Genomic DNA, 18,480 nt, shown 5'->3' with positions numbered 1-18,480 from the left:
TAAAAGATGAAATTTAACCTCCAATACTTTAAAGCTTCTTTAATAAAAAAATCTAAAAACAGAGATCAGGTAAAAATAGATCTTACACAAAAAGCAACAGAAATGCTTTGTGTAAAAGAAAATATATATAATTTAGAAAAAGAAGAAGAAGATTATAAAATATTTTCTTCAAATAAAAAGGACAGATTTTTATGTATTTATTATAATTTTATTGATGATAGCTTTAGCGAGTTTTTAGAAGAACTCAAGAAGTTAAATGGTAAAAAAATTATTTATATGTTCGCTATTGATAACAAGGTAGATAAATCCTTATTCTCAGAATTAGAAAATTTTACAATAGAACCCATACCTCAAAAGATATTAGATGTATATAACCAATTAGTTAAAATGAATATACCAATCAAAGCAGAAACAATTTTTATTGATTTAGAAAAAGCCAAGAAACAGATTTTTGAGAATGAAGATAAAGACACAGGAGCAAAAATACTAAGAGTTGTTTTAGAGAAACTTTTACAAAAAATTGCCCAATTAAATCAAATAAATATTTTGAATGAAAAAGGAAAGGAAATAAAAATATCAAGCTTAAATGATATTTTAAAAGCTCAAAATGTTTTATCACAAGTAGAATGGCAAGAAAATCAAACTTATTTGGCAATAGGAAACCATGCTTCACGCGGCGAATATGATGAATATAATTTAGAACAAGTAAAAAATTTTTATAAACATATTCAATCACTAATAGATAAATTCAATATTTAAAGGTGATAAAATGGCAATCAAAGAATTAAAAAGATATCAAGAAAAGGCAGTAGAAGAGCTTATTCTTAAAGCAAAACTTCTTTTTGATAAAAACATAGACAAAAGAACAATTGTTTTTCAAGCTCCAACAGGTAGTGGAAAGACTTTTATGTTGTCAAAATATATTGAACAGATTATTGATGAATTAGAAGATAAAGATTTAGTTTTTTTATGGATTAGTATAGGAAAAGGAAATTTGCATATTCAATCTTATGATTCTTTAAAGAAAGAATTTCAAGGTTTTCCAGAAGTTCATCTGTTAGAGCAAGAATATTTTGGTTCTAAAGATTCAATAGATAAAAATGAAGTAGTTGTTGTTAATTGGGAGAAATTAAGAACAAAAGATAGACAAACAGGAGAATGGAAAAATATTTTAATGAAAGATAGTGAAAAGTGGAGTTTTAGGGAAGTTATTAGAAATACGAGAGAAGAAGGAAAAACAATAATTATGGTTATTGATGAAAGCCACTCAAATGCTACAAGTGAAAGAGCTAAAGAATTAAGAGATGAAATCATTCAACCAGATTTAACAATAGAAATGAGTGCAACACCGGTGTTAAGAGAAGGAGAATATAACGAAAAAGTAGTTGTTCAGCCTAACGATGTTATTGAAGAAGGCATGATAAAAAAAGAAATTATAATTAATGAAAATATTGATCAAATAAATGATGATGAAATAACTTCTCAAGAATTGATTTTAGAAGCTGCTTATAAAAAAAGATTACAACTAAAACAATTGTATGAACAAGAAGGAGTAAAAGTAAATCCTTTAGTTCTAATTCAATTACCCACAAGCGAAGCAGGAGAAGATAAAAAGGCTTTTGTTGAAAACTTTTTAGCATCAAAAGATATATCTTATGATAATCACAAATTAGCAGTATGGTTAAGTGAAGAGAAAGTTAATAATGAAAAAGAATTAGTAACTCCTAATGAAAGTGAAGTTGAATTTTTAATCTTTAAACAGGCTATCGATACTGGTTGGGATTGTCCAAGAGCTCAAATCTTGGTTAGATTCAGAGAAATTAGAAGTATAGTCTTTGAAATTCAAACAGTTGGTAGAATTTTAAGAATGCCTGAGGCAAGACATTATAAGAATGAAATCTTAAATAAAGGTTATGTTTATACAAATGTAAAAAGCATAGAAGTTAAAAAAGAAACTTATAACCCAAATATAATAAAATCAATATTTGTTAAGAGAAAAGAGATTTATAAACCATTAAAATTAAGGTCTTATTATAGACATAGAGTTGATTTTGGAGATATAACATCTTCATTTTATGAAGTATTAGAAGATGTTTTCTGTGAATTTTTTGACATAGAGAAAAACAGTTTAGAATTTTATAATAAGAATAAAGAAAAACTAAAGAACAAAATAAATATAGAAGGATTAGAAAACCAAGATGAAATTATTTTAAATAAAGAATTAGACACTAAATTTTTTGATCAATTAACTGAAAGCAAAATAACTTCAGAACAAACAATTAAAGCTCATTTATCACAAGAAGATCTTCACCATATTTTTGAACATTTAATAAAAGTGAACCTTGGTGGTTTTGCTCCTAAAAGGTCTATCCCTACTTTTAAATATGCTCTATGGAGATGGTTTAAAAAATACCTAAACATTAATTATCGTTTAAATAATGGTGCTATTTATATTGAAAATATAATTTTAAATAACGCAGATATCTTTTCTAAATTATTTGATAAAGCTATAAGAGAATACAAACCAATTAAAGAAAAAGAAAATAAAAAGAAGATGGAGGAATTGGAAGAATGGAATGATGAATGGGAAATAGAAGAAACAAGAAATTACAATCCCTACATTTATAAGCCATTTGATTATAAACTTTCTCTTTATGTTTCCCCGACCAATAAAAAGGTTTATTTGAATTTTGATAGTACTATTGAGAAAGAATTTGTAGAGCTTTTAGAGCAAAAAGAAGATAAAATTCTTTGGTGGTGGCAGAATGGAAATGAACACATGAAAAGTAATTTTGGAATTAAATACGGTAATTTTTCCACATTCCAGCCAGATTTTTTGGTTATGCTTAAAGATGGTAGATTGGGAATATTCGATACAAAAGCAAGTGGTAATAGAGAAGAAAATAATAAACTTAAAGCAGAAGCATTACAAAGATACATAGAAGAAGAAAATAAAAAAGGAAAGAACCTTTTTGGTGGCTTGATAATTAAAGAAGGGCAACACTTTAGAATCAATAGCAAAAAAGAATATTTTTCATTCAGAGAAAAACCAGAAGATTGGGAATACCTAGACTTTAAGTGATCCTATTTGTGTAAACCTCAAATTATGATTAATGGTAATATTTTCGGTATCATCAAGTGACAATATAACCTTGAAAGAAACAAAAAAACCAAAATCAAAAGCCAAGTCTTTTAACCCTTGCAGGACTTAAGCCTTCTAAGTGATACTGCCAAGCTTCTTATGCATACTCCTCTGCAAAAACATCATAGTGCTCAACATTTTCCTCAAATTCCAGCAGAAACTTCCTATCCTCTTCATAATACTTTGCCTTTTCGTAATCCTCGCCTGCAAATTTTTTAATGGCATCGATATCCTTCCAGAAGGTAATCAATGTAAAATGCGCTTCCTTTTCTGTCTTTTTTCTCAAAAAAACAAGCTTAATAAAACCCTCAGTGTTTTTATAATCCGGAATTGCTCTTTCTATTAAAAAATCAGAATACCTCTCAAAATCATCAACCCTCGTCCTTCCATGCCAGATTCGAGCTATCATAACCCCTCCTAAAAAACTTTGTTGCATTATAAACACAGGAGCCTTGAAAAATCAACAAATAGCAAAAAGCCGGGCAGATAAATTAAAAAACATCAACATCCACAGATAAATAACAACCTGTAATCTTTTTGTAATATTTAAATAGTATTATTCGACAAAAGATTTAAGGAGGTGGAGGATGAGAAGGGGAATTGTGCTTGGAAGCATTTTGATGACCATATTCGCCACAAATCCATCTATTGCATCGTTCAGGTCGGCACTCTCAAGACCCAGAATAGCCGATGTCAACAAAACAACAGAGCTTGCAAAGGTCAGCAGGATATTAAACCTTGAGGTAAAAAGCGACAGAAAAACCATTAAAGTAAAAAATATAGCAGTCTAAAGGAGGTGAGCTATGAGAAGACTCAGGTTCTTGATGGTGTTAATAGCCAGCATCATACTAAGCCAAAGCATCAACGCCGCAAACCTGCCAAATGTTAGGGATGTCGCCAAAAAGGTATTGCCAGCTGTTGTAAACATCAGCACCACTCAGGTAATCAAATACCAAAACCCCTTCAGCGAGTTTAAGTTCGACCAGAACGACCCGTTCGATTTCTTCTTCAAAAACTTCTTCAACAACTTCGGACCGCCTGTAATCAAAAGAAAGGTGCACGCCCTCGGTTCAGGTTTTATCATCTCAAAGGACGGATACATACTAACCAACTATCATGTAATCAAGAGGGCATCGGACATAAGGGTAACGCTCCTAAACTCAGGCGATGTTTATAAGGCAAAGGTCATAGGCACAGACCCAAAGGCCGATATAGCCTTAATAAAGATCAAACCAAGCGGTGATTTGCCCACACTGAAGCTTGGAAACTCAGACGACATAGAGGTGGGCGATTGGGTTGTTGCCGTTGGAAACCCGTTTGGCCTAAACGGCACAGTAACGGTCGGAATCATATCAGCAAAGGGAAGGGTTATAGGCGAAGGTCCGTTTGACCACTTCTTGCAGACCGATGCTGCCATCAACCCAGGAAACTCCGGTGGTCCTTTAGTCAACATGAAGGGTGAGGTTATAGGCATCAACACAGCAATAATAGCAAACGGCCAGGGTATAGGATTTGCCATACCCATAAACATGGTCAAGAGTGAGTTGACATACCTGATGAAGGGTCAGAAGGTAAAGAGGGGCTATTTAGGCGTGATGATACAACCCCTAACACCCGAGGCTGCAAAGAGTTTGAACCTAAAGAACACACACGGCGCCATAATATCGCAGGTGCTCAAAGATTCGGCAGCATACAAAGCTGGCTTAAAACCGGGTGATATTATAATAAGCGTGGACAACAAGCCGCTAAAATCCTCATACGATTTGCCATACATCATATCCAGCTATAAACCAGGCACAACCATAAAGTTAGGCATAATCAGAGACCATAAGAGAATAACCGTTGATGTTAAGTTAGGAGAAAGGCCAGAGAACCTATCAGAAACATCTCAGGAGGGCGGCGTTTACAAAACAGACTTCGGATTCTCCGTTGCCAACATAACACCGCAAATAGCCAAAAAATACGACCTTGATACGACCCACGGCGTCGTCATAGTCAATGTCGAACCCAATTCATTTGCACGAATGGTTGGCCTAAAGGAAGGCGATGTGGTGGTTAAGCTGAATTACAAGCCCATCAAGAGCGTTGCAGAGTTCAAAAAGATCATAGAGAAAGCCAAGAATGTCATATTCTTAGACATACTGAGGGGGAATACGCACATATTCATAACCATTCAGAAGTAAGACCCGCCCGGGTCTTACTTCTTTATAAACCTGCTGCCCGGCTTTTGTAAGGGTATACCCTTTTTGCAAAGCGGACAGTTATCCGGTTCATAGTTTTCTATCTTTAGCTTAATCAACGGGAAATAATCCAGACCCTCAGGGTCGAAATTCCCGCCCCTGTCAACCAAAGCACCAATTCCCACGATGTTGTCTGTAAATTGCCTTACCACCTCAAGGGTCTCTCTGACGCTTTTTCCGGTAGTTACAACATCCTCAACCACCAACACACGCTCATCCTTTCCTATCGTAAAGCCCCTTCTGAGGGTTAATTTACCCTCAACCCTTTCGGCAAAAATGCTCCTTACATTTTCACCCAAAGCCCTGGCCACATCGTAAGAAACCAAGACACCGCCCATAGCAGGGGCAACAACGACATCTATCTGCTTATCCTTAAAATACTCCGCAATGGAAGAACACAGCTTCCATGCATCATGCGGATATTGAAGAACGAGGGCACTCTGAAGATAAAACTCACTGTGAAGGCCGCTTGAGAGCAAAAAATGCCCCTGCAGGTAAGCATTGCGCTTCTTATACAATTCCAATGCTTCATCTTGCGTCAACATCCTCTATCTCCTTTCTTATTTTTTCAAATGCTTCGGCTGGGTCAACAGCCTCGTATATTGGCCTGCCTATAACCATGTAATTACTGCCAAACCTTATAGCATCTGAAGGCGTTGTTACCCTTTTTTGATCCTGTTTTGATGCCCAGGAAGGCCTGATGCCCGGCGTTACGATGGTAAAATAATCCCCAAATTTTTCCCTCAACATAACCGTTTCTTTGGCCGATGCCACAAGTCCATTGATGGAGGATTTCATAGCGTTCTGAGCAAGCCTCAAAACCGTATTTTCCACCGAATCATTAATAAACATATCGTTTTTTAGGGAACTCTCATCCATACTCGTCAAAACCGTAACGGCCAGAATCATGGGGCCTTTTTTACCCTCCTTCTCCTCAAACTCCCTAACGGCATCGGCAGCCGCCTTCATCATGGCACAACCGCCGATAGAGTGTATCGTCAACATATCAACACCCATATGGGCAGCTTCATAGACTGCGCCCTTAACCGTATTGGGTATGTCGTGGTATTTAAGGTCCAAAAAGACCTTCTTGCCCCTGTTTTTTAGCTCCTCTATCAGGCGAATCCCGTAAGCCGTAAAGTTAACAGCACCAACCTTAAACCATACGGCTTGCTTTAGACTATCAACAACCCTTAAGATGTTGTCAAATCCCCTCAAATCCAAAGCAACGATTATTTTCTCATTCATTAAACTCTCCCTTGTATATCCTATCTAAAATGGCATTAACCAGGGCCTTTGAGCTATCCTTGGAAAGCTCCTTGGCTATATTAACATACTCGTTTATAACCACAACGGGGTGGGCCTGCCTGTGAAACAGAAGCTCATATATGCCAACCCTCAGTATGCTCTTATCAATCAAAGACATTATATCCTCCCCCACCGCCGCATACTTCTTTATGAGGTTGTTTATTATGTCTAAGTTGCTCAGTGTCCCCTCAATCAGGCCTTTGGCAAACAACCTATCGTCCTCTTTTTTGGGTTGGCCCACAAAGTCCATAAACTCAAAAGGGCCGTCCTCGTTTCCAAACTCCTTTGAATATATGTATTGAACAGCTACGGTTCTGGCTTTCCTTCTGGACATGGCTCACACTTGCTTATAAAGGTTTATCATCTCAAGAAGGGCAACCATAGCATCAAAACCCTTATTACCCATCTTCGTTCCTGCCCTTTCTATGGCCTGCTCTATAGTATCTGTTGTAAGTATGCCGAAAGAGATAGGCATTTTACTCTTTAACGAAACCTGCGCTATGCCTTTGGCCGTCTCATTTGCCACAAAATCGAAATGTGGCGTCGAACCCCTGATTACAGCGCCCAGGCAAAGGATGCCGTCATAATCCTTCTCGGCCAGCTTCGACAGAAGCATTGGAATCTCAAACGCCCCAGGCACCATAAACACATCCATATTGTTCTCATCGCCGTTATGCCTGACAAATGCATCCTTGGCACCATCCAAAAGCTTGGTGGTGATAAAGCTATTAAACCTGCTGACTATCACTGCAACCCTGATATCCTTTGCATCTAAAATACCCTCAACAATCCTCATCGAAACCTCTCCTTAAACCTTGGTTAAAAGATGACCCATCTTTGTCTTCTTTGTTTCTAAATAACACTTATTGACCTCGTTTGGGGCTATCTCAATAGGCACCCTTTCAACTATCTCAAGCCCATAGCCCTCAAGCCCTACTATCTTTTTGGGGTTATTGGTCATTAACCTTATCTTGCCAACACCCAAATCGACCAAAATCTGCGCCCCTATGCCGTAATTTCTCAAATCCGGCTTAAAGCCCAACTTAATATTGGCCTCAACCGTATCGTATCCCTGATCCTGAAGGGCATAGGCCTTAATCTTGTTGGTCAAACCTATACCCCTGCCCTCCTGCTGCATATAGAGCACAACGCCCTTGCCCTCCTTTTCAACCATCTCCATTGCTGCATGGAGTTGATCGCCGCAATCACACCTCAAAGACCCCAATATATCGCCTGTAAGGCAAGACGAATGAACCCTAACCAGCGTCGGCTCGTTCTTGTTTATCTTACCCTTTACAAGGGCCACATGCTCAAAATCGTCCACCTTGCTTTTATAAACGATAATCTTGAAGTGCCCGTATTTTGTGGGCAGATCAGCCTCAGCCGTTCTCTCTATGAGCTTTTCCTTTTTCATCCTGTATTCTATTATGCTTGCAATGGTGATTATCTTTAAGTTAAACCTCTTGGCTATATCCTGCAGCTGCTCCTTTCTTGCCATCGTGCCATCTTCGTTCATGATTTCACAGATAACAGCAGCCGGTATGAGACCTGCAAGCCTGGCTAAATCAACACTGCCCTCTGTATGACCTGCCCTTACTAAAACACCACCCCTTTTTGCCTTAAGCGGGAATATATGGCCGGGTTTGACTAAATCCTCAGGCTTTGCATCGGGCCTTATAGCCGTCTGGATCGTCGTGGCCCTATCAAAGGCGGATATACCCGTGGTCACACCAAATCTCGGATGGGCATCGATGGATACGGTAAAGGCTGTCTTGAATTTATCGTTTTCATCAACGGTCATGAGTTTCAAATCGAGTTTTTCGATGAGTTTCTCATCCATGGGCAGGCATATCAGCCCCCTGCCGTATTTGGCCATGAAATTTATAGCCTCGGGTGTAACAAACTGGGCCGCCATAACAAAATCGCCCTCGTTCTCCCTATCCTCATCATCGACCATTATGACCATTTTACCCGAGCGTATATCGTTTATAGCCTCTTCAACGGTTGCAAACATCACCACTCTCCTTTCATATCAAAATCGGTTTATTCTATAATAGCTCATTGATTGTTTCAAATAAATTAAACAAAGCCGTGCAGTTTTAAGAAATCCTCCGTTAAACCCTGCTGGCTGCTCTCTAAGAACTTCTTAACATATTTGCCTATTATATCCACCTCTATATTAACCACATCGCCGCTTTTTATGTATTTAAGGTTGGTATTCTCAAAGGTGAAGGGGATAACTGCAATCTCAAGATAATCCCTCTTAAGATCGGCTATGGTTAGGCTTACGCCGTTTATGGATATAGACCCCTTCTCGACGCTATGTGAGTATATGTAATCGTTTATCTTTATCCTAAACAGGAAAAAATCCCCCTGCCTGACCAAAGACTCAACAACAGCCGTGGTATCGACATGGCCCAAAACCATGTGTCCGTCCAATCTCCCACCAACCAACAAAGCCCTCTCTAAGTTGACATAATCGCCAACCCTTAGATAACCCAGATTGGTTTTATTTAAGCTCTCAAACGAGACATCAAAAAAGACCTCATTGTCGCTTTTTTCAACCACCGTCATACAGGCGCCGTTTACGGCAATGCTATCGCCCAAACCGACAAGCTTAGAAAGCGATGCATTTACCGAAAGCCTCTTGCCCTTGGGCATCTGCCTTATGGATGATACCCTTCCAACCTCCTCAACAATACCGCTAAACATGGCCTAAAAATACCCCTCTATAAGCAAATCATCGCCCACTTTTCTGCACTTTGCATCCTTAAGGGAGGAGACGCCGTCTAAGCTCTTTGGGGCCTCAAAACCCGCAACATTAAACGCACCGTAAGAGCCACTGATCTTTGGAGCATAAAAGAGATAGGCCTTGTTGTACAAGCCGTTTTTGAGGAAATAACCGTGGGTTCTGCTGCCACCCTCAACCACACAAGAACATATATCGTTTTTAAGGAGTTTTTCGGATAAATCTATCGGGTCGAATTCGCCGTTGCTCACGCTGCATTCCACTATATTGACACCCATCGACTCTAAAACCCTCTTTTTAGCCTCATCGGAGTTCTTTGATGTGATTATGTAAATGTTGTCTGCGTATTCGCTGAACATCCTGGCCGATATCGGTATCTTCATATTCATATCCAAGACAACCCTCTTTGGCTGCCTGTATCCCTTAATGCGGCATGTAAGAAGCGGATCATCCATTATAACGGTATTAATCCCCACAAGGACAGCGCTATTTGTGCCCCTTAGCCTGTGGGAGAAGCGGCGGGCCTTCTGGGATGTTATCCACTGAGACACACCCCCTTTAACCGTTATACAACCGTTCAGAAGCATGGCAGCCTTCATTATGAAAAATGGCTTGTTTTTTGTTATATTCTCTATGAAAACCTCATTAAGCCTTTTAGCCTCATCCTCCAAAACACCAACCCTCACATCTATGCCTGCTTCTTTGAGCCTCTCAATACCGCCCCTCGCCTTTTGATTTACATCCCTCATGGCTATGACAACACGGCTTATGCCGGATTGTATGATGGCCAACGAGCAAGGCGGGGTTCTGCCATAGTGGTTGCACGGCTCTAAGTTGACATAGATGGTGGCGCCCTTTAGCAGGCTTTTATCGCCAACGGAGTTTATAGCCTCAACCTCTGCATGTGGCAGGCCGGCTCTTTTGTGATAGCCTTCACCTATGATTTTGCCGTCTTTTACAATAACGGCACCAACCAGGGGATTCGGGCAAGTCTTGTTCCTTGCTTTTTTGGCTAACTCTATGGCCCTTCTCATAAAGAACTCATCTTTATCCATTACCAAGAAAATACACAACTCCTCTATTTTTGTCAAAAAATAAACAATTTCTCAAACCCCAAACCCGTTGCCTTTTTGATAAAAAAGCCTAAAATCTTGCCAGAATCACAACAGCAGAGGGAGGTTGAGATGAAGTCATACAGAAAGGAGTTATGGTTTAACACAAAAGAGAGGGTGGAGTTAATAAACATCACTCAAGAGGTGGAAAACGCCGTAAAAGAGAGCGGCATAAAAGAGGGTCTGTGTTTGGTAAACGCTATGCACATAACCGCCTCTGTATTCATAAACGACGATGAACCCGGGCTGCATCAGGACTATAAGGAATGGCTTGAGAAGCTGGCACCGCATGAGCCGATAAGCAGATACAGGCATAACCTAACGGGTGAGGACAACGGTGATGCCCACCTAAAAAGGCAGATTATGGGGCGAGAGGTCGTTGTGGCAATTACAGACGGCAAGCTCGATTTTGGCCCGTGGGAGCAGATATTTTACGGTGAGTTCGACGGCAGAAGACCCAAAAGGGTTCTAATCAAGATCATCGGCGAATAAGACATACAAGCAAAAACGATAATTTAGTTGCAATTGAAACTATTTTTTGGTATACAATTTTTCCAATGGAGGATTATTTAAGCAAGGAACCGTTAGGGAAGTGGATCTCTATCCTATACAGATACTCCATGATTCATGCCAATGAGAAGTTAAAGCCGTTTAATATGACGGCCAGTCAGTTGATGTTTTTTATCTTTACCGTGGACAATGCAGGTATAACACAAGAGAAACTTAGCTATATGCTAAAGATCAACAAAAGCACAACGGCAAAAGCCATAAAGGTGTTGGAAAAAAATGGATATATAACAAGGACGGTATCCGAAAAGGACAGGCGCTCCTATAATCTTTACCCAACCCCAAAGGCCATAGAGGTCAGAAAGCAGATAAGGAAACTGGCCTTGGAATGGGACGATATACTCTGCAGGGGGCTAACAAAAGACGATAAAGAAAAGATCTATGAGATTTTAAAGACAATGGCCAAGAATGCGGAAGACTATATTATTAACCAAAGGAGAAATACACATGAAAGAAACAAAGGCTAAAAACAGACCAAACAAGAAACTCATCCTAATCCTTGTGCTTGTGGCTTTTGCCGTGGGGACATTCTTCTTTATACAATACAAAAAGACCCACATCTCAACCGACGATGCCTATATAACCAACAACATCTATTGGGTAAACCCCCGCATTTCAGGAACAATCATAGATGTGCTTGTTGATGACAATCAACATGTGAAGAAGGGGCAAATAATTGCCGTTATCGACAAGCAGCCATTTGAGATTGCCCTCAAATCGGCTCAAGCTAACTTAGAGCTTGCAAAGGCCAAGTTAATCGAGGCAAAGGAGGCCATACCACTTGCCCAGGCCCAAATAAATGTTTACAAATCCAAGCTCCAAAAGGCTATCTGGGACTTCAAAAGGGCAAAGCGGCTCTTTAAGGATAAGGTCATATCAAAAGACAAATACGAGGTTTACCTGACAAATTACAACATAACAAAAGCCTCCTTAGAGGCCGCAGAGGAAAGATACAGGCAGGCAGAGGCAACATACAAAAGCGCACAGAAGGCCGTTGAAGCTGCCAGAGCCTCCCTTGAGAGGGCAAAACTTAACCTATCATACACAAACATAAAGGCGCCTTATGAGGGCTTCATAACCAAAAAGAGTGTTGAGGTGGGTAAATTCGTATCGCCCCAGATACCCATATGTGCGATAGTGCCAGATAAGGGGGCCTGGATTGTGGCCAATTACAAGGAATCCCAGATAGAGAAGATGAAAAAGGGCATGGATGTGGTTATAAAGATAGATGCATATCCGCACAAAACATTCAAAGGCACAATAGACAGCATACAATACGGAACGGGCGAGGTCTTTTCGCTATTTCCACCCCAAAACGCCTCAGGAAACTGGATAAAGGTCACACAGAGGATACCCGTAAAGATACTGTTCAAAAACCCGCCTAATGTGCCCTTAAGGGTTGGAATGAGCGCATATACAACGGTGCTTGTAAAATAGATGGAGGAAAAGAAAACCAACAAGTGGCTCATCGCCATAGCGGTGATGTTGCCCACGATAATGGAGATCATAGACACAACCATAGTGAATGTCTCACTGCCCCACATCCAAGGCGATTTGAGCATTAGCTTAGACGAATCCACATGGGTATTAACCTCTTACATGGTGTCCAACGCCATAATTATCCCCATAACGGGCTGGCTGGCCGTAAGATTCGGCAGAAAGAGATACCTGCTTGCATCCATATTTCTGTTTACCCTGTTCTCCTTTGCATGCGGATATGCACCAACATTCCTATCCCTTGTGGTGTTAAGGTTTCTCCAGGGTATAGCAGGGGGCGGATTGCAACCTGTATCACAGGCCATACTGCTTGAATCATTCCCCAAAAAGGAGCACGGCATGGCTATGGCCGTTTACGGCATGGGTGTCATTGTTGCCCCTATTTTGGGGCCTGTGCTTGGCGGATGGATCACGGATAACTGGGGCTGGAGATGGATATTCTACATCAATGTGCCAATAGGGTTGTTCTCCTTCTTGCTGGTAAACATATTCGTACACGACCCGGGATACATAAAGAACATGAAAAAGACACCCATCGATTACAAGGGGCTTGCTTATCTTGCCATAGCCGTCGGAGCATTGCAGATACTCCTTGATAATGCCCAGAGGAAGGATTGGTTTGAATCCAGATTCATCACGACACTGGCGATTATATCGGCTGTCGGGTTTGGAGTGTTCATATGGCATGAGCTAAGGGAAAAACACCCTGTTGTTAACCTGCGCATCTTTAAAGACAGATCGTTTTCTGCGGGCAATGCCCTCATGTTTTTTGGGTTTTTTAGCTTCTTTGGAAGCGTGGTGCTTCTGCCGATGTATCTTCAAAACCTCATGGGATACGATGCATTCTTGGCCGGATTGGTGTTGGGGCCTGGCGCTCTAACAACAATGATCGGCATGCCTATCGTTGGTAAGTTTTTAGAGAAGGGTGCAGACCCAAGAAAGATACTCCTGATAAGCTTTATCGTCAATTACATAGCCATAAACATGATGGCTCACTTCAATCTATCGGCAGACTTTTTAAGCGTAATCACGCCCAGGGCCATCCAGGGTATATCCATGGCCACATTCTTTGTCCCGCTGGCCGCTGCAACATTTGCCGATATAAGCAACGAGGAGATGGGCAACGCCTCGGGTATGTTTAACTTCATCAGGAACATAGGGGGAAGCTTCGGAACGGCCATAGTCACAACAATACTAACCCGAAGGGCTCAATTCCATCAGGAGAGGCTTGTTGAAAACCTGATACCCACAAACGAGGCATTCATACAGGCGCAACAGACCCTATCATTAAAGTTCCATTCGGTGATGGAGCAGTTCGGCGTTATGTATAAGGAGTTGTTAAGACAGTCGATGATGTTGGCCTTCAACGACGCCTTCTATTTCTGTGCAGTGATGTTTATCGTGCTCATACCGCTACTTTTCATCCTTAAGAAGCCGCAGCAGGCGAAACTGCACTGATTAAAGCAGCATAACCACACGAATATTTTTTCTTCTTGCTGCCTCTATCTTTGAATCCAACCCACCGGCCTTGCCGCTGTTTTTTGATACCAGGCAGTCTATGCCAAACTCATCTATCAACGCCTCGTTTAATTTGACAGAGAACGGCCCCTGCATGGCTATTATCCTTTTTGGTTCTATACCGAGCTTAAGGCATCTGTCTATAGAGCTTGAATAGGGTAAAATCCTGAAATAACCCCTATCCTTAAAATCGACAAATTCATCCAAAGGCTTTGAGCCTATGGTAAACAGAATCCTATTGCAGTTATTCTTTAAAAATTCCTTAGCCTGTTCTATATCTTTAGCCAAAAAAATACCTTCATAATCAAACTCCACAGACAGCTTCCTCTTTCTGTTTTCATAGGGTATGCCCATATAAGATGAGACGCTTCTTGCTATCCTTGAAATCTCTTTAGCATACGGATGTGTCGTGTCGATTATCCTATCGATGCCGTGTTTTTCTATAAAACCCCTTAACGATTCCTCCGTAAACCTGATTCGTTTAACCCTTTCACCATAGAGCCTAAAGAAAACACTAAAGCCGTAATCGGTGGCGACGGTGATTATGTATGGCTCCTTTAGGCTATCGACAACCTTGTGTGTATCGGATGTTCCACCAAGAATCAGTATCATAAATCGAAGGCCAATCCAGCCAACGCCCTGAAGGCGCTTGCAGCAACAGGGCTTCCGCCCTTTGTGCCCCTGTTTGTTATATAAGGCAGGTTGGATTCAGCAAGAAGCTTTTTTGATTTTTCCGCATCCACAAAACCCACGGGAAACCCCAAAACAAACGACGGTTTTAACACTCCAAGCCGATTTAGCCTAAGCACCTCAAGCAAGGCCGTCGGCGAGTTGCCAATTACAAAGACTATACCGTCAAACATCTCATTGGCCTTCAATATACAGCACTCAGCCCTTGTTTTGTTTTCCAACCTGGATCGTTTGATAACATCGGGGTCGTTTATAAAACAGTGAAGTTCTATGCCTATCTTAGAGGCAAAGGCCTCGGTAATACCCGTCTTTACCATATTTACATCACATACAACGCTGTATCCTTCCCTCAAAGCCGCAATGCCCCTTTCAACAGCATCATGGGAGAACTCTATCAGCTTTGCAAACTCAAGATCACCCGATGCATGGATTATCCTTTTAACTATGGCCTGCTGAAATCGATCAAACCTGCCCAAATCAACGCTCGATTCTATTATCTCAAAGCTCTTCCTTTCGATCTGTTGCCCTTTCATTTGGCGCCCTTCAGTATGGCCACAGACAGATACGCATCGGATATCTCTTCCCTTCTTGCGCTTAAGAGGTCAACAATCTGCTCGCCATCTAAGTAAAGCTTAGAGCCCAGATAGGCGTATTCAAGATTTAGCCTATCCGTCAACTCAAAGAGCTGTTCAATCCTGTTGCCTATTTTCATAACAACAACGGTGCTCACAAGCTCAAACAACTTTACAATCTTATCCACACCCTCTTTAAGCTCAACAACAGCAAAGGATTCCCCTTTAAGCACCAGGGGTTTTTTTACTCTATCTGCCAAAGAGATAAACGATGGTATGCCCTCTATGATCTCAAAATCCACACCCAGGCGATTCAATCTTTCGGATAGGTAATTGAATGTGGAATAGACAGAAACATCGCCGATGGTGGTGTATGCAACGCTTTTGCCTTCATCTGTCAGCTGTTTTATCCTTTCGGCCTCCTTATCGTAAGCCTCCTTTAGCTGTTCTTCATCGTTTGTTGTGGGAAACAAGAAAAACTCAATCTTACTCTCATCCATTATACCCCTTACAATCTCTAACGCAACGCTCCTTGCAGATAGAGACGATTTGGGCGTTATCACAACATCGCACCCCTTAAGAATCCTGAAGGCCTTAAGCGTAATAAGCCCCTCATCCCCAGCCCCAAGACCAATAACAAACACCTTGCCCATGATCACCCCTTTTTTAAATCCATGAAAAGACTATTCAAGCCGGCAGTGTTAACAAAAAAATTATTTTTATACATACTCAGAGAAGACTCTATATCATTTTTCTGCTGCTGGATTTTATTTTTCGTCTTCCCCTTTGATGTTGACGGATCAATCAAGAGATTGAAATATATGCCATCTACAAAACCCACATAATGTATGTTGTTTTTATCTTCTTTTTGATGAATAAAATCAATCAACTCACCTATAGATTTATTCTGCTCACCTCCGGGTTCCTTTATGTGTTTTGCCTCTATTATCAATATACGGCCTTTACATTTTAATAAAAAATCTGGTATTTTATTTTGATTCCTTTTACCATAAGAAAACTTAAGGTTGAATCTATATAAAAAATTTAAAAACAACTCCTTATCTCCACTGTCAGGCAAAATGTAAGCCAACTCCAATCTATCTATATCATCAACTGTATCGGCTTTAAAAACCTCTCCAAATATATCTACTACCATTCCCTTTATCTTCTCTATTGCTGATGTTCTCTTCTTTCGAGATGTCCCGTTATCGTATAAAGCCTGAATAACCATATTGCTATACCCAAGTCCATCATACAACCTGCGCCTTCTTTTACAATACTCATAAATTAAATCCCCAAGAACAAACTCCTGATTAGGTAATTTTTTAAAGATAGAGTAAGACATATCCAACGTCTTCCAAAAAGCTATAAACTCCATATATTGAATCTTATCCACGGATACGATTATTTTGTGAATCTCTTTTAAAATCTCAAGGGCTGAATTTTTATCCTTCTCTATAACCACACAATAACTTATTATCAGTTCTCTCAATCTATTAACTTTTTGAATTAGATCCTTCTCAAAAACTACAACTTGATCAAATACATAGTAATTGTCAAATACAGGCTCGGGGTGTTTTAAGGATTCTTTCCAGTAATATACATTCTCCTTTAAAGCCACAATTGCAACTTCCTTCTTTTATTTCTTTCTTTCAAGAAAAATATAACACCTTCAGCATTCTTACTGTTAACCAATTTTTCCAATTCCGTTTGCTCTGCTTTGGTAATACTCAGCCAAGGGAACGTTTGGATCAGCTTCTTTACCTGAGATAATCCGAGATATTTTCTTGTGTATTCACTATTAGAATATTTATAAGTGGTCATGAACTCACTGTCTGTCTTGCTCCTAAAATACTCAAGCATCAGATTAAAATAATTCATAAGCAAAATTTGTTCTTCTTGTGTAAGCTGTGGTTCTAAAAATATCTGGATTGGATGGGTTCTATATTTAGCCTTTGTCACCAAAATCCCATCCACACCAAAAACATCTCTTATTTTATAAAGTCCAGCCCTGCCATTAAAACCACCGGTATCCACAGTTCTTACAAACAAGATATTCGACATAACTTTATCATAAAGTTCCCTGTTTATGCATACTCTTATCATTTGATATTCCTTACCGTTAAAACCATTCGCATCAATTACATTAACCGCATAATCACCCCTGTTATCCTCCACTTCCTCCACAGTCAAATAATATTTGATTTTTAAAGGTCTATCTGCCTTAAAACTATCAACAAAATCTTCAAAGTCGTTGCCTGCACGATAGTGATTTCTCGGCTTAAGCTCATATGTCTTTTTTTGGATCTCCCTATTGATCTTTATCCCCTCAAAGGAAAACTGTTCACGACCAGGTAATCCCTTCTTCTCAAAAAAACATATAACCACATTTGTCCCTGTATGTTCAAAAATTCCTTTCTCGAAAATAACAGCCTTTTTAATGGTGTAATGCTCCAAAAAATCATCCCTTATCTTATTTGAAACAGAAAAACCGAAGAGAAAATTTGATGGAATGATATAGATCATTCTTTCAATACCATTGCGCAAATCGTTAATCAGACCGAGTTGATATAAATCCTGATAACCCTCATTGCCGTTTTTGAAATACTCCAAATATTTCCATGTTTCTTTATGTTTTACAATATAGCCTATATACAAATAAGGTGGGTTAGTTACATGGTAAATCGGTAAATCCAGATCAAGCAAAAACTTAGGATACTCTTTTAGTGTATCTTTTTGAATTATATTATTTCTTGCAATATTTTCAGGTATACCGTAGCTTTCTGCATTTTTAATAGCCCTGTTTATTAACTCCTGTTGAATATCAAATAAGTATATATGCTTTTTAAAAAAATCCGCCCTTTTATTTTCGGGAATAAGCTCCAAAATCGGGAGTATTAGATTGCCTTCGCCTGCAAATAAATCCACCCAAACATAATCATAGAGTTGGTTTTTTATCTCAGGCAATACAAATCTTTTGAATATTTGGATAGGAGTAAGGTGTTCACCGTACATCCTTCTTTTCAATACTCCTAAAGCTTCAGCCCCCACAGAAACCACTCCTATCACTAACCATGCGTTTTCT

Annotated in this window: 21 protein-coding genes; 8 read left to right on the top strand and 13 right to left on the bottom strand. The window is 39.8% G+C overall.

What is annotated here, in order from left to right; all coding sequences use genetic code 11:
- Window positions 1–6 precede the first annotated feature (6 nt).
- Together D891_RS0102175 and D891_RS0102170 are read left to right on the top strand one after the other, a co-directional pair.
- Window positions 7–759: a hypothetical protein gene (locus tag D891_RS0102175; RefSeq protein ID WP_025209406.1), complete on the top strand. Its 753-nt coding sequence runs from the start codon at window positions 7–9 to the stop codon at window positions 757–759.
- 10 nt (window positions 760–769) lie between these two features.
- Complete coding sequence (locus D891_RS0102170; RefSeq protein WP_025209405.1) at window positions 770–3,082, top strand: DEAD/DEAH box helicase; 2,313 nt, start codon at window positions 770–772, stop codon at window positions 3,080–3,082.
- 157 nt (window positions 3,083–3,239) lie between these two features.
- On the opposite strand, the gene D891_RS0102165 is transcribed toward D891_RS0102170, so the two are convergent.
- On the bottom strand, window positions 3,240–3,551 hold the full coding sequence (locus D891_RS0102165; RefSeq protein ID WP_025209404.1) for a hypothetical protein: 312 nt from the start codon (window positions 3,549–3,551) through the stop codon (window positions 3,240–3,242).
- Window positions 3,552–3,729: 178 nt separating this feature from the next.
- On the opposite strand from D891_RS0102165, the gene D891_RS0102160 reads away from it, so the two are divergent.
- Window positions 3,730–3,933, top strand: a complete 204-nt coding sequence (locus tag D891_RS0102160; protein WP_025209403.1) for a hypothetical protein — start codon at window positions 3,730–3,732, stop codon at window positions 3,931–3,933.
- A gap of 12 nt (window positions 3,934–3,945) precedes the next feature.
- Window positions 3,946–5,325 (top strand): DegQ family serine endoprotease, encoded by a 1,380-nt coding sequence (locus D891_RS0102155; protein ID WP_025209402.1) that lies wholly within the window; start codon window positions 3,946–3,948, stop codon window positions 5,323–5,325.
- A gap of 14 nt (window positions 5,326–5,339) precedes the next feature.
- Here the strand turns inward: D891_RS0102155 and pyrE are convergent, their stop codons facing one another.
- The 7 genes from pyrE to ribD all read right to left on the bottom strand — a co-directional run bounded on the left by pyrE (window position 5,340) and on the right by ribD (window position 10,494).
- A complete protein-coding gene (gene pyrE / locus D891_RS0102150) occupies window positions 5,340–5,924 on the bottom strand; it encodes an orotate phosphoribosyltransferase (protein ID WP_025209401.1) in 585 nt (194 codons plus the stop codon).
- Window positions 5,911–6,630: an orotidine-5'-phosphate decarboxylase gene (gene pyrF, locus D891_RS0102145; RefSeq protein WP_025209400.1), complete on the bottom strand. Its 720-nt coding sequence runs from the start codon at window positions 6,628–6,630 to the stop codon at window positions 5,911–5,913. Before pyrF ends, pyrE begins: the two co-directional genes overlap by 14 nt.
- Window positions 6,623–7,024, bottom strand: coding sequence for a transcription antitermination factor NusB (nusB, locus tag D891_RS0102140; RefSeq protein ID WP_025209399.1), 402 nt, complete (start codon window positions 7,022–7,024; stop codon window positions 6,623–6,625). The genes pyrF and nusB overlap by 8 nt, the downstream gene beginning before the upstream one ends.
- Before the next feature lie 3 nt (window positions 7,025–7,027).
- Window positions 7,028–7,486: a 6,7-dimethyl-8-ribityllumazine synthase gene (gene ribH / locus D891_RS0102135; protein ID WP_025209398.1), complete on the bottom strand. Its 459-nt coding sequence runs from the start codon at window positions 7,484–7,486 to the stop codon at window positions 7,028–7,030.
- Between the two features lie 12 nt (window positions 7,487–7,498).
- Window positions 7,499–8,704 carry a bifunctional 3,4-dihydroxy-2-butanone-4-phosphate synthase/GTP cyclohydrolase II gene (locus tag D891_RS0102130; RefSeq protein WP_029951920.1) on the bottom strand — a complete coding sequence of 402 codons (1,206 nt, stop codon included), beginning with the start codon at window positions 8,702–8,704 and terminating at the stop codon, window positions 7,499–7,501.
- 65 nt (window positions 8,705–8,769) lie between these two features.
- Window positions 8,770–9,402, bottom strand: coding sequence for a riboflavin synthase (locus D891_RS0102125; RefSeq protein WP_025209396.1), 633 nt, complete (start codon window positions 9,400–9,402; stop codon window positions 8,770–8,772).
- A gap of 3 nt (window positions 9,403–9,405) precedes the next feature.
- On the bottom strand, window positions 9,406–10,494 hold the full coding sequence (gene ribD / locus D891_RS0102120) for a bifunctional diaminohydroxyphosphoribosylaminopyrimidine deaminase/5-amino-6-(5-phosphoribosylamino)uracil reductase RibD (protein ID WP_025209395.1): 1,089 nt from the start codon (window positions 10,492–10,494) through the stop codon (window positions 9,406–9,408).
- Window positions 10,495–10,623: 129 nt separating this feature from the next.
- Between ribD and D891_RS0102115 the strand changes: the two genes are divergently transcribed.
- The 4 genes from D891_RS0102115 to D891_RS0102100 all read left to right on the top strand — a co-directional run bounded on the left by D891_RS0102115 (window position 10,624) and on the right by D891_RS0102100 (window position 14,073).
- Window positions 10,624–11,043, top strand: coding sequence for a secondary thiamine-phosphate synthase enzyme YjbQ (locus D891_RS0102115; protein ID WP_025209394.1), 420 nt, complete (start codon window positions 10,624–10,626; stop codon window positions 11,041–11,043).
- A 65-nt stretch (window positions 11,044–11,108) separates the two neighbouring features.
- Window positions 11,109–11,585 (top strand): MarR family winged helix-turn-helix transcriptional regulator, encoded by a 477-nt coding sequence (locus tag D891_RS0102110; RefSeq protein ID WP_084042286.1) that lies wholly within the window; start codon window positions 11,109–11,111, stop codon window positions 11,583–11,585.
- Window positions 11,566–12,555, top strand: a complete 990-nt coding sequence (locus tag D891_RS0102105; protein ID WP_025209392.1) for an HlyD family secretion protein — start codon at window positions 11,566–11,568, stop codon at window positions 12,553–12,555. Before D891_RS0102110 ends, D891_RS0102105 begins: the two co-directional genes overlap by 20 nt.
- Window positions 12,556–14,073 carry a DHA2 family efflux MFS transporter permease subunit gene (locus D891_RS0102100; RefSeq protein ID WP_025209391.1) on the top strand — a complete coding sequence of 506 codons (1,518 nt, stop codon included), beginning with the start codon at window positions 12,556–12,558 and terminating at the stop codon, window positions 14,071–14,073.
- Here D891_RS0102100 and cobK read toward each other — a convergent pair whose 3' ends face one another.
- From cobK to D891_RS0102075, 5 genes are read right to left on the bottom strand one after another with little or no spacing between them, the layout of a single operon-like run.
- Window positions 14,074–14,745: a precorrin-6A reductase gene (gene cobK / locus D891_RS0102095; protein ID WP_025209390.1), complete on the bottom strand. Its 672-nt coding sequence runs from the start codon at window positions 14,743–14,745 to the stop codon at window positions 14,074–14,076.
- Complete coding sequence (locus D891_RS0102090) at window positions 14,742–15,356, bottom strand: precorrin-8X methylmutase (protein ID WP_025209389.1); 615 nt, start codon at window positions 15,354–15,356, stop codon at window positions 14,742–14,744. Before D891_RS0102090 ends, cobK begins: the two co-directional genes overlap by 4 nt.
- Window positions 15,353–16,048 carry a precorrin-2 C(20)-methyltransferase gene (gene cobI / locus D891_RS0102085; RefSeq protein WP_025209388.1) on the bottom strand — a complete coding sequence of 232 codons (696 nt, stop codon included), beginning with the start codon at window positions 16,046–16,048 and terminating at the stop codon, window positions 15,353–15,355. Before cobI ends, D891_RS0102090 begins: the two co-directional genes overlap by 4 nt.
- A 2-nt stretch (window positions 16,049–16,050) precedes the next feature.
- On the bottom strand, window positions 16,051–17,016 hold the full coding sequence (locus D891_RS0102080) for a hypothetical protein (protein ID WP_025209387.1): 966 nt from the start codon (window positions 17,014–17,016) through the stop codon (window positions 16,051–16,053).
- Window positions 17,007–18,446 (bottom strand): N-6 DNA methylase, encoded by a 1,440-nt coding sequence (locus D891_RS0102075; protein WP_198014769.1) that lies wholly within the window; start codon window positions 18,444–18,446, stop codon window positions 17,007–17,009. The genes D891_RS0102080 and D891_RS0102075 overlap by 10 nt, the downstream gene beginning before the upstream one ends.
- Window positions 18,447–18,480: the final 34 nt, after the last annotated feature.

The organism is Hippea sp. KM1 (genome assembly GCF_000526195.1).
Classification (GTDB): domain Bacteria; phylum Campylobacterota_A; class Desulfurellia; order Desulfurellales; family Hippeaceae; genus Hippea.
This window is presented reverse-complemented; position numbering and strand designations above follow the sequence as displayed.

Excerpts from the sequence above, each read along its gene's own strand:
- D891_RS0102175 (WP_025209406.1), top strand. The coding sequence starts at position 7 with ATGAAATTTAACCTCCAATACTTTAAAGCTTCTTTAATAAAAAAATCT.
- D891_RS0102170 (WP_025209405.1), top strand. The coding sequence starts at position 770 with ATGGCAATCAAAGAATTAAAAAGATATCAAGAAAAGGCAGTAGAAGAG.
- D891_RS0102165 (WP_025209404.1), bottom strand. The coding sequence starts at position 3,551 with ATGATAGCTCGAATCTGGCATGGAAGGACGAGGGTTGATGATTTTGAG.
- D891_RS0102160 (WP_025209403.1), top strand. The coding sequence starts at position 3,730 with ATGAGAAGGGGAATTGTGCTTGGAAGCATTTTGATGACCATATTCGCC.
- D891_RS0102155 (WP_025209402.1), top strand. The coding sequence starts at position 3,946 with ATGAGAAGACTCAGGTTCTTGATGGTGTTAATAGCCAGCATCATACTA.
- pyrF (WP_025209400.1), bottom strand. The coding sequence starts at position 6,630 with ATGAATGAGAAAATAATCGTTGCTTTGGATTTGAGGGGATTTGACAAC.
- nusB (WP_025209399.1), bottom strand. The coding sequence starts at position 7,024 with ATGTCCAGAAGGAAAGCCAGAACCGTAGCTGTTCAATACATATATTCA.
- ribH (WP_025209398.1), bottom strand. The coding sequence starts at position 7,486 with ATGAGGATTGTTGAGGGTATTTTAGATGCAAAGGATATCAGGGTTGCA.
- D891_RS0102130 (WP_029951920.1), bottom strand. The coding sequence starts at position 8,704 with ATGTTTGCAACCGTTGAAGAGGCTATAAACGATATACGCTCGGGTAAA.
- D891_RS0102125 (WP_025209396.1), bottom strand. The coding sequence starts at position 9,402 with ATGTTTAGCGGTATTGTTGAGGAGGTTGGAAGGGTATCATCCATAAGG.
- ribD (WP_025209395.1), bottom strand. The coding sequence starts at position 10,494 with ATGGATAAAGATGAGTTCTTTATGAGAAGGGCCATAGAGTTAGCCAAA.
- D891_RS0102115 (WP_025209394.1), top strand. The coding sequence starts at position 10,624 with ATGAAGTCATACAGAAAGGAGTTATGGTTTAACACAAAAGAGAGGGTG.
- D891_RS0102110 (WP_084042286.1), top strand. The coding sequence starts at position 11,109 with ATGGAGGATTATTTAAGCAAGGAACCGTTAGGGAAGTGGATCTCTATC.
- D891_RS0102105 (WP_025209392.1), top strand. The coding sequence starts at position 11,566 with ATGAAAGAAACAAAGGCTAAAAACAGACCAAACAAGAAACTCATCCTA.
- D891_RS0102100 (WP_025209391.1), top strand. The coding sequence starts at position 12,556 with ATGGAGGAAAAGAAAACCAACAAGTGGCTCATCGCCATAGCGGTGATG.
- cobK (WP_025209390.1), bottom strand. The coding sequence starts at position 14,745 with ATGATACTGATTCTTGGTGGAACATCCGATACACACAAGGTTGTCGAT.
- D891_RS0102090 (WP_025209389.1), bottom strand. The coding sequence starts at position 15,356 with ATGAAAGGGCAACAGATCGAAAGGAAGAGCTTTGAGATAATAGAATCG.
- cobI (WP_025209388.1), bottom strand. The coding sequence starts at position 16,048 with ATGGGCAAGGTGTTTGTTATTGGTCTTGGGGCTGGGGATGAGGGGCTT.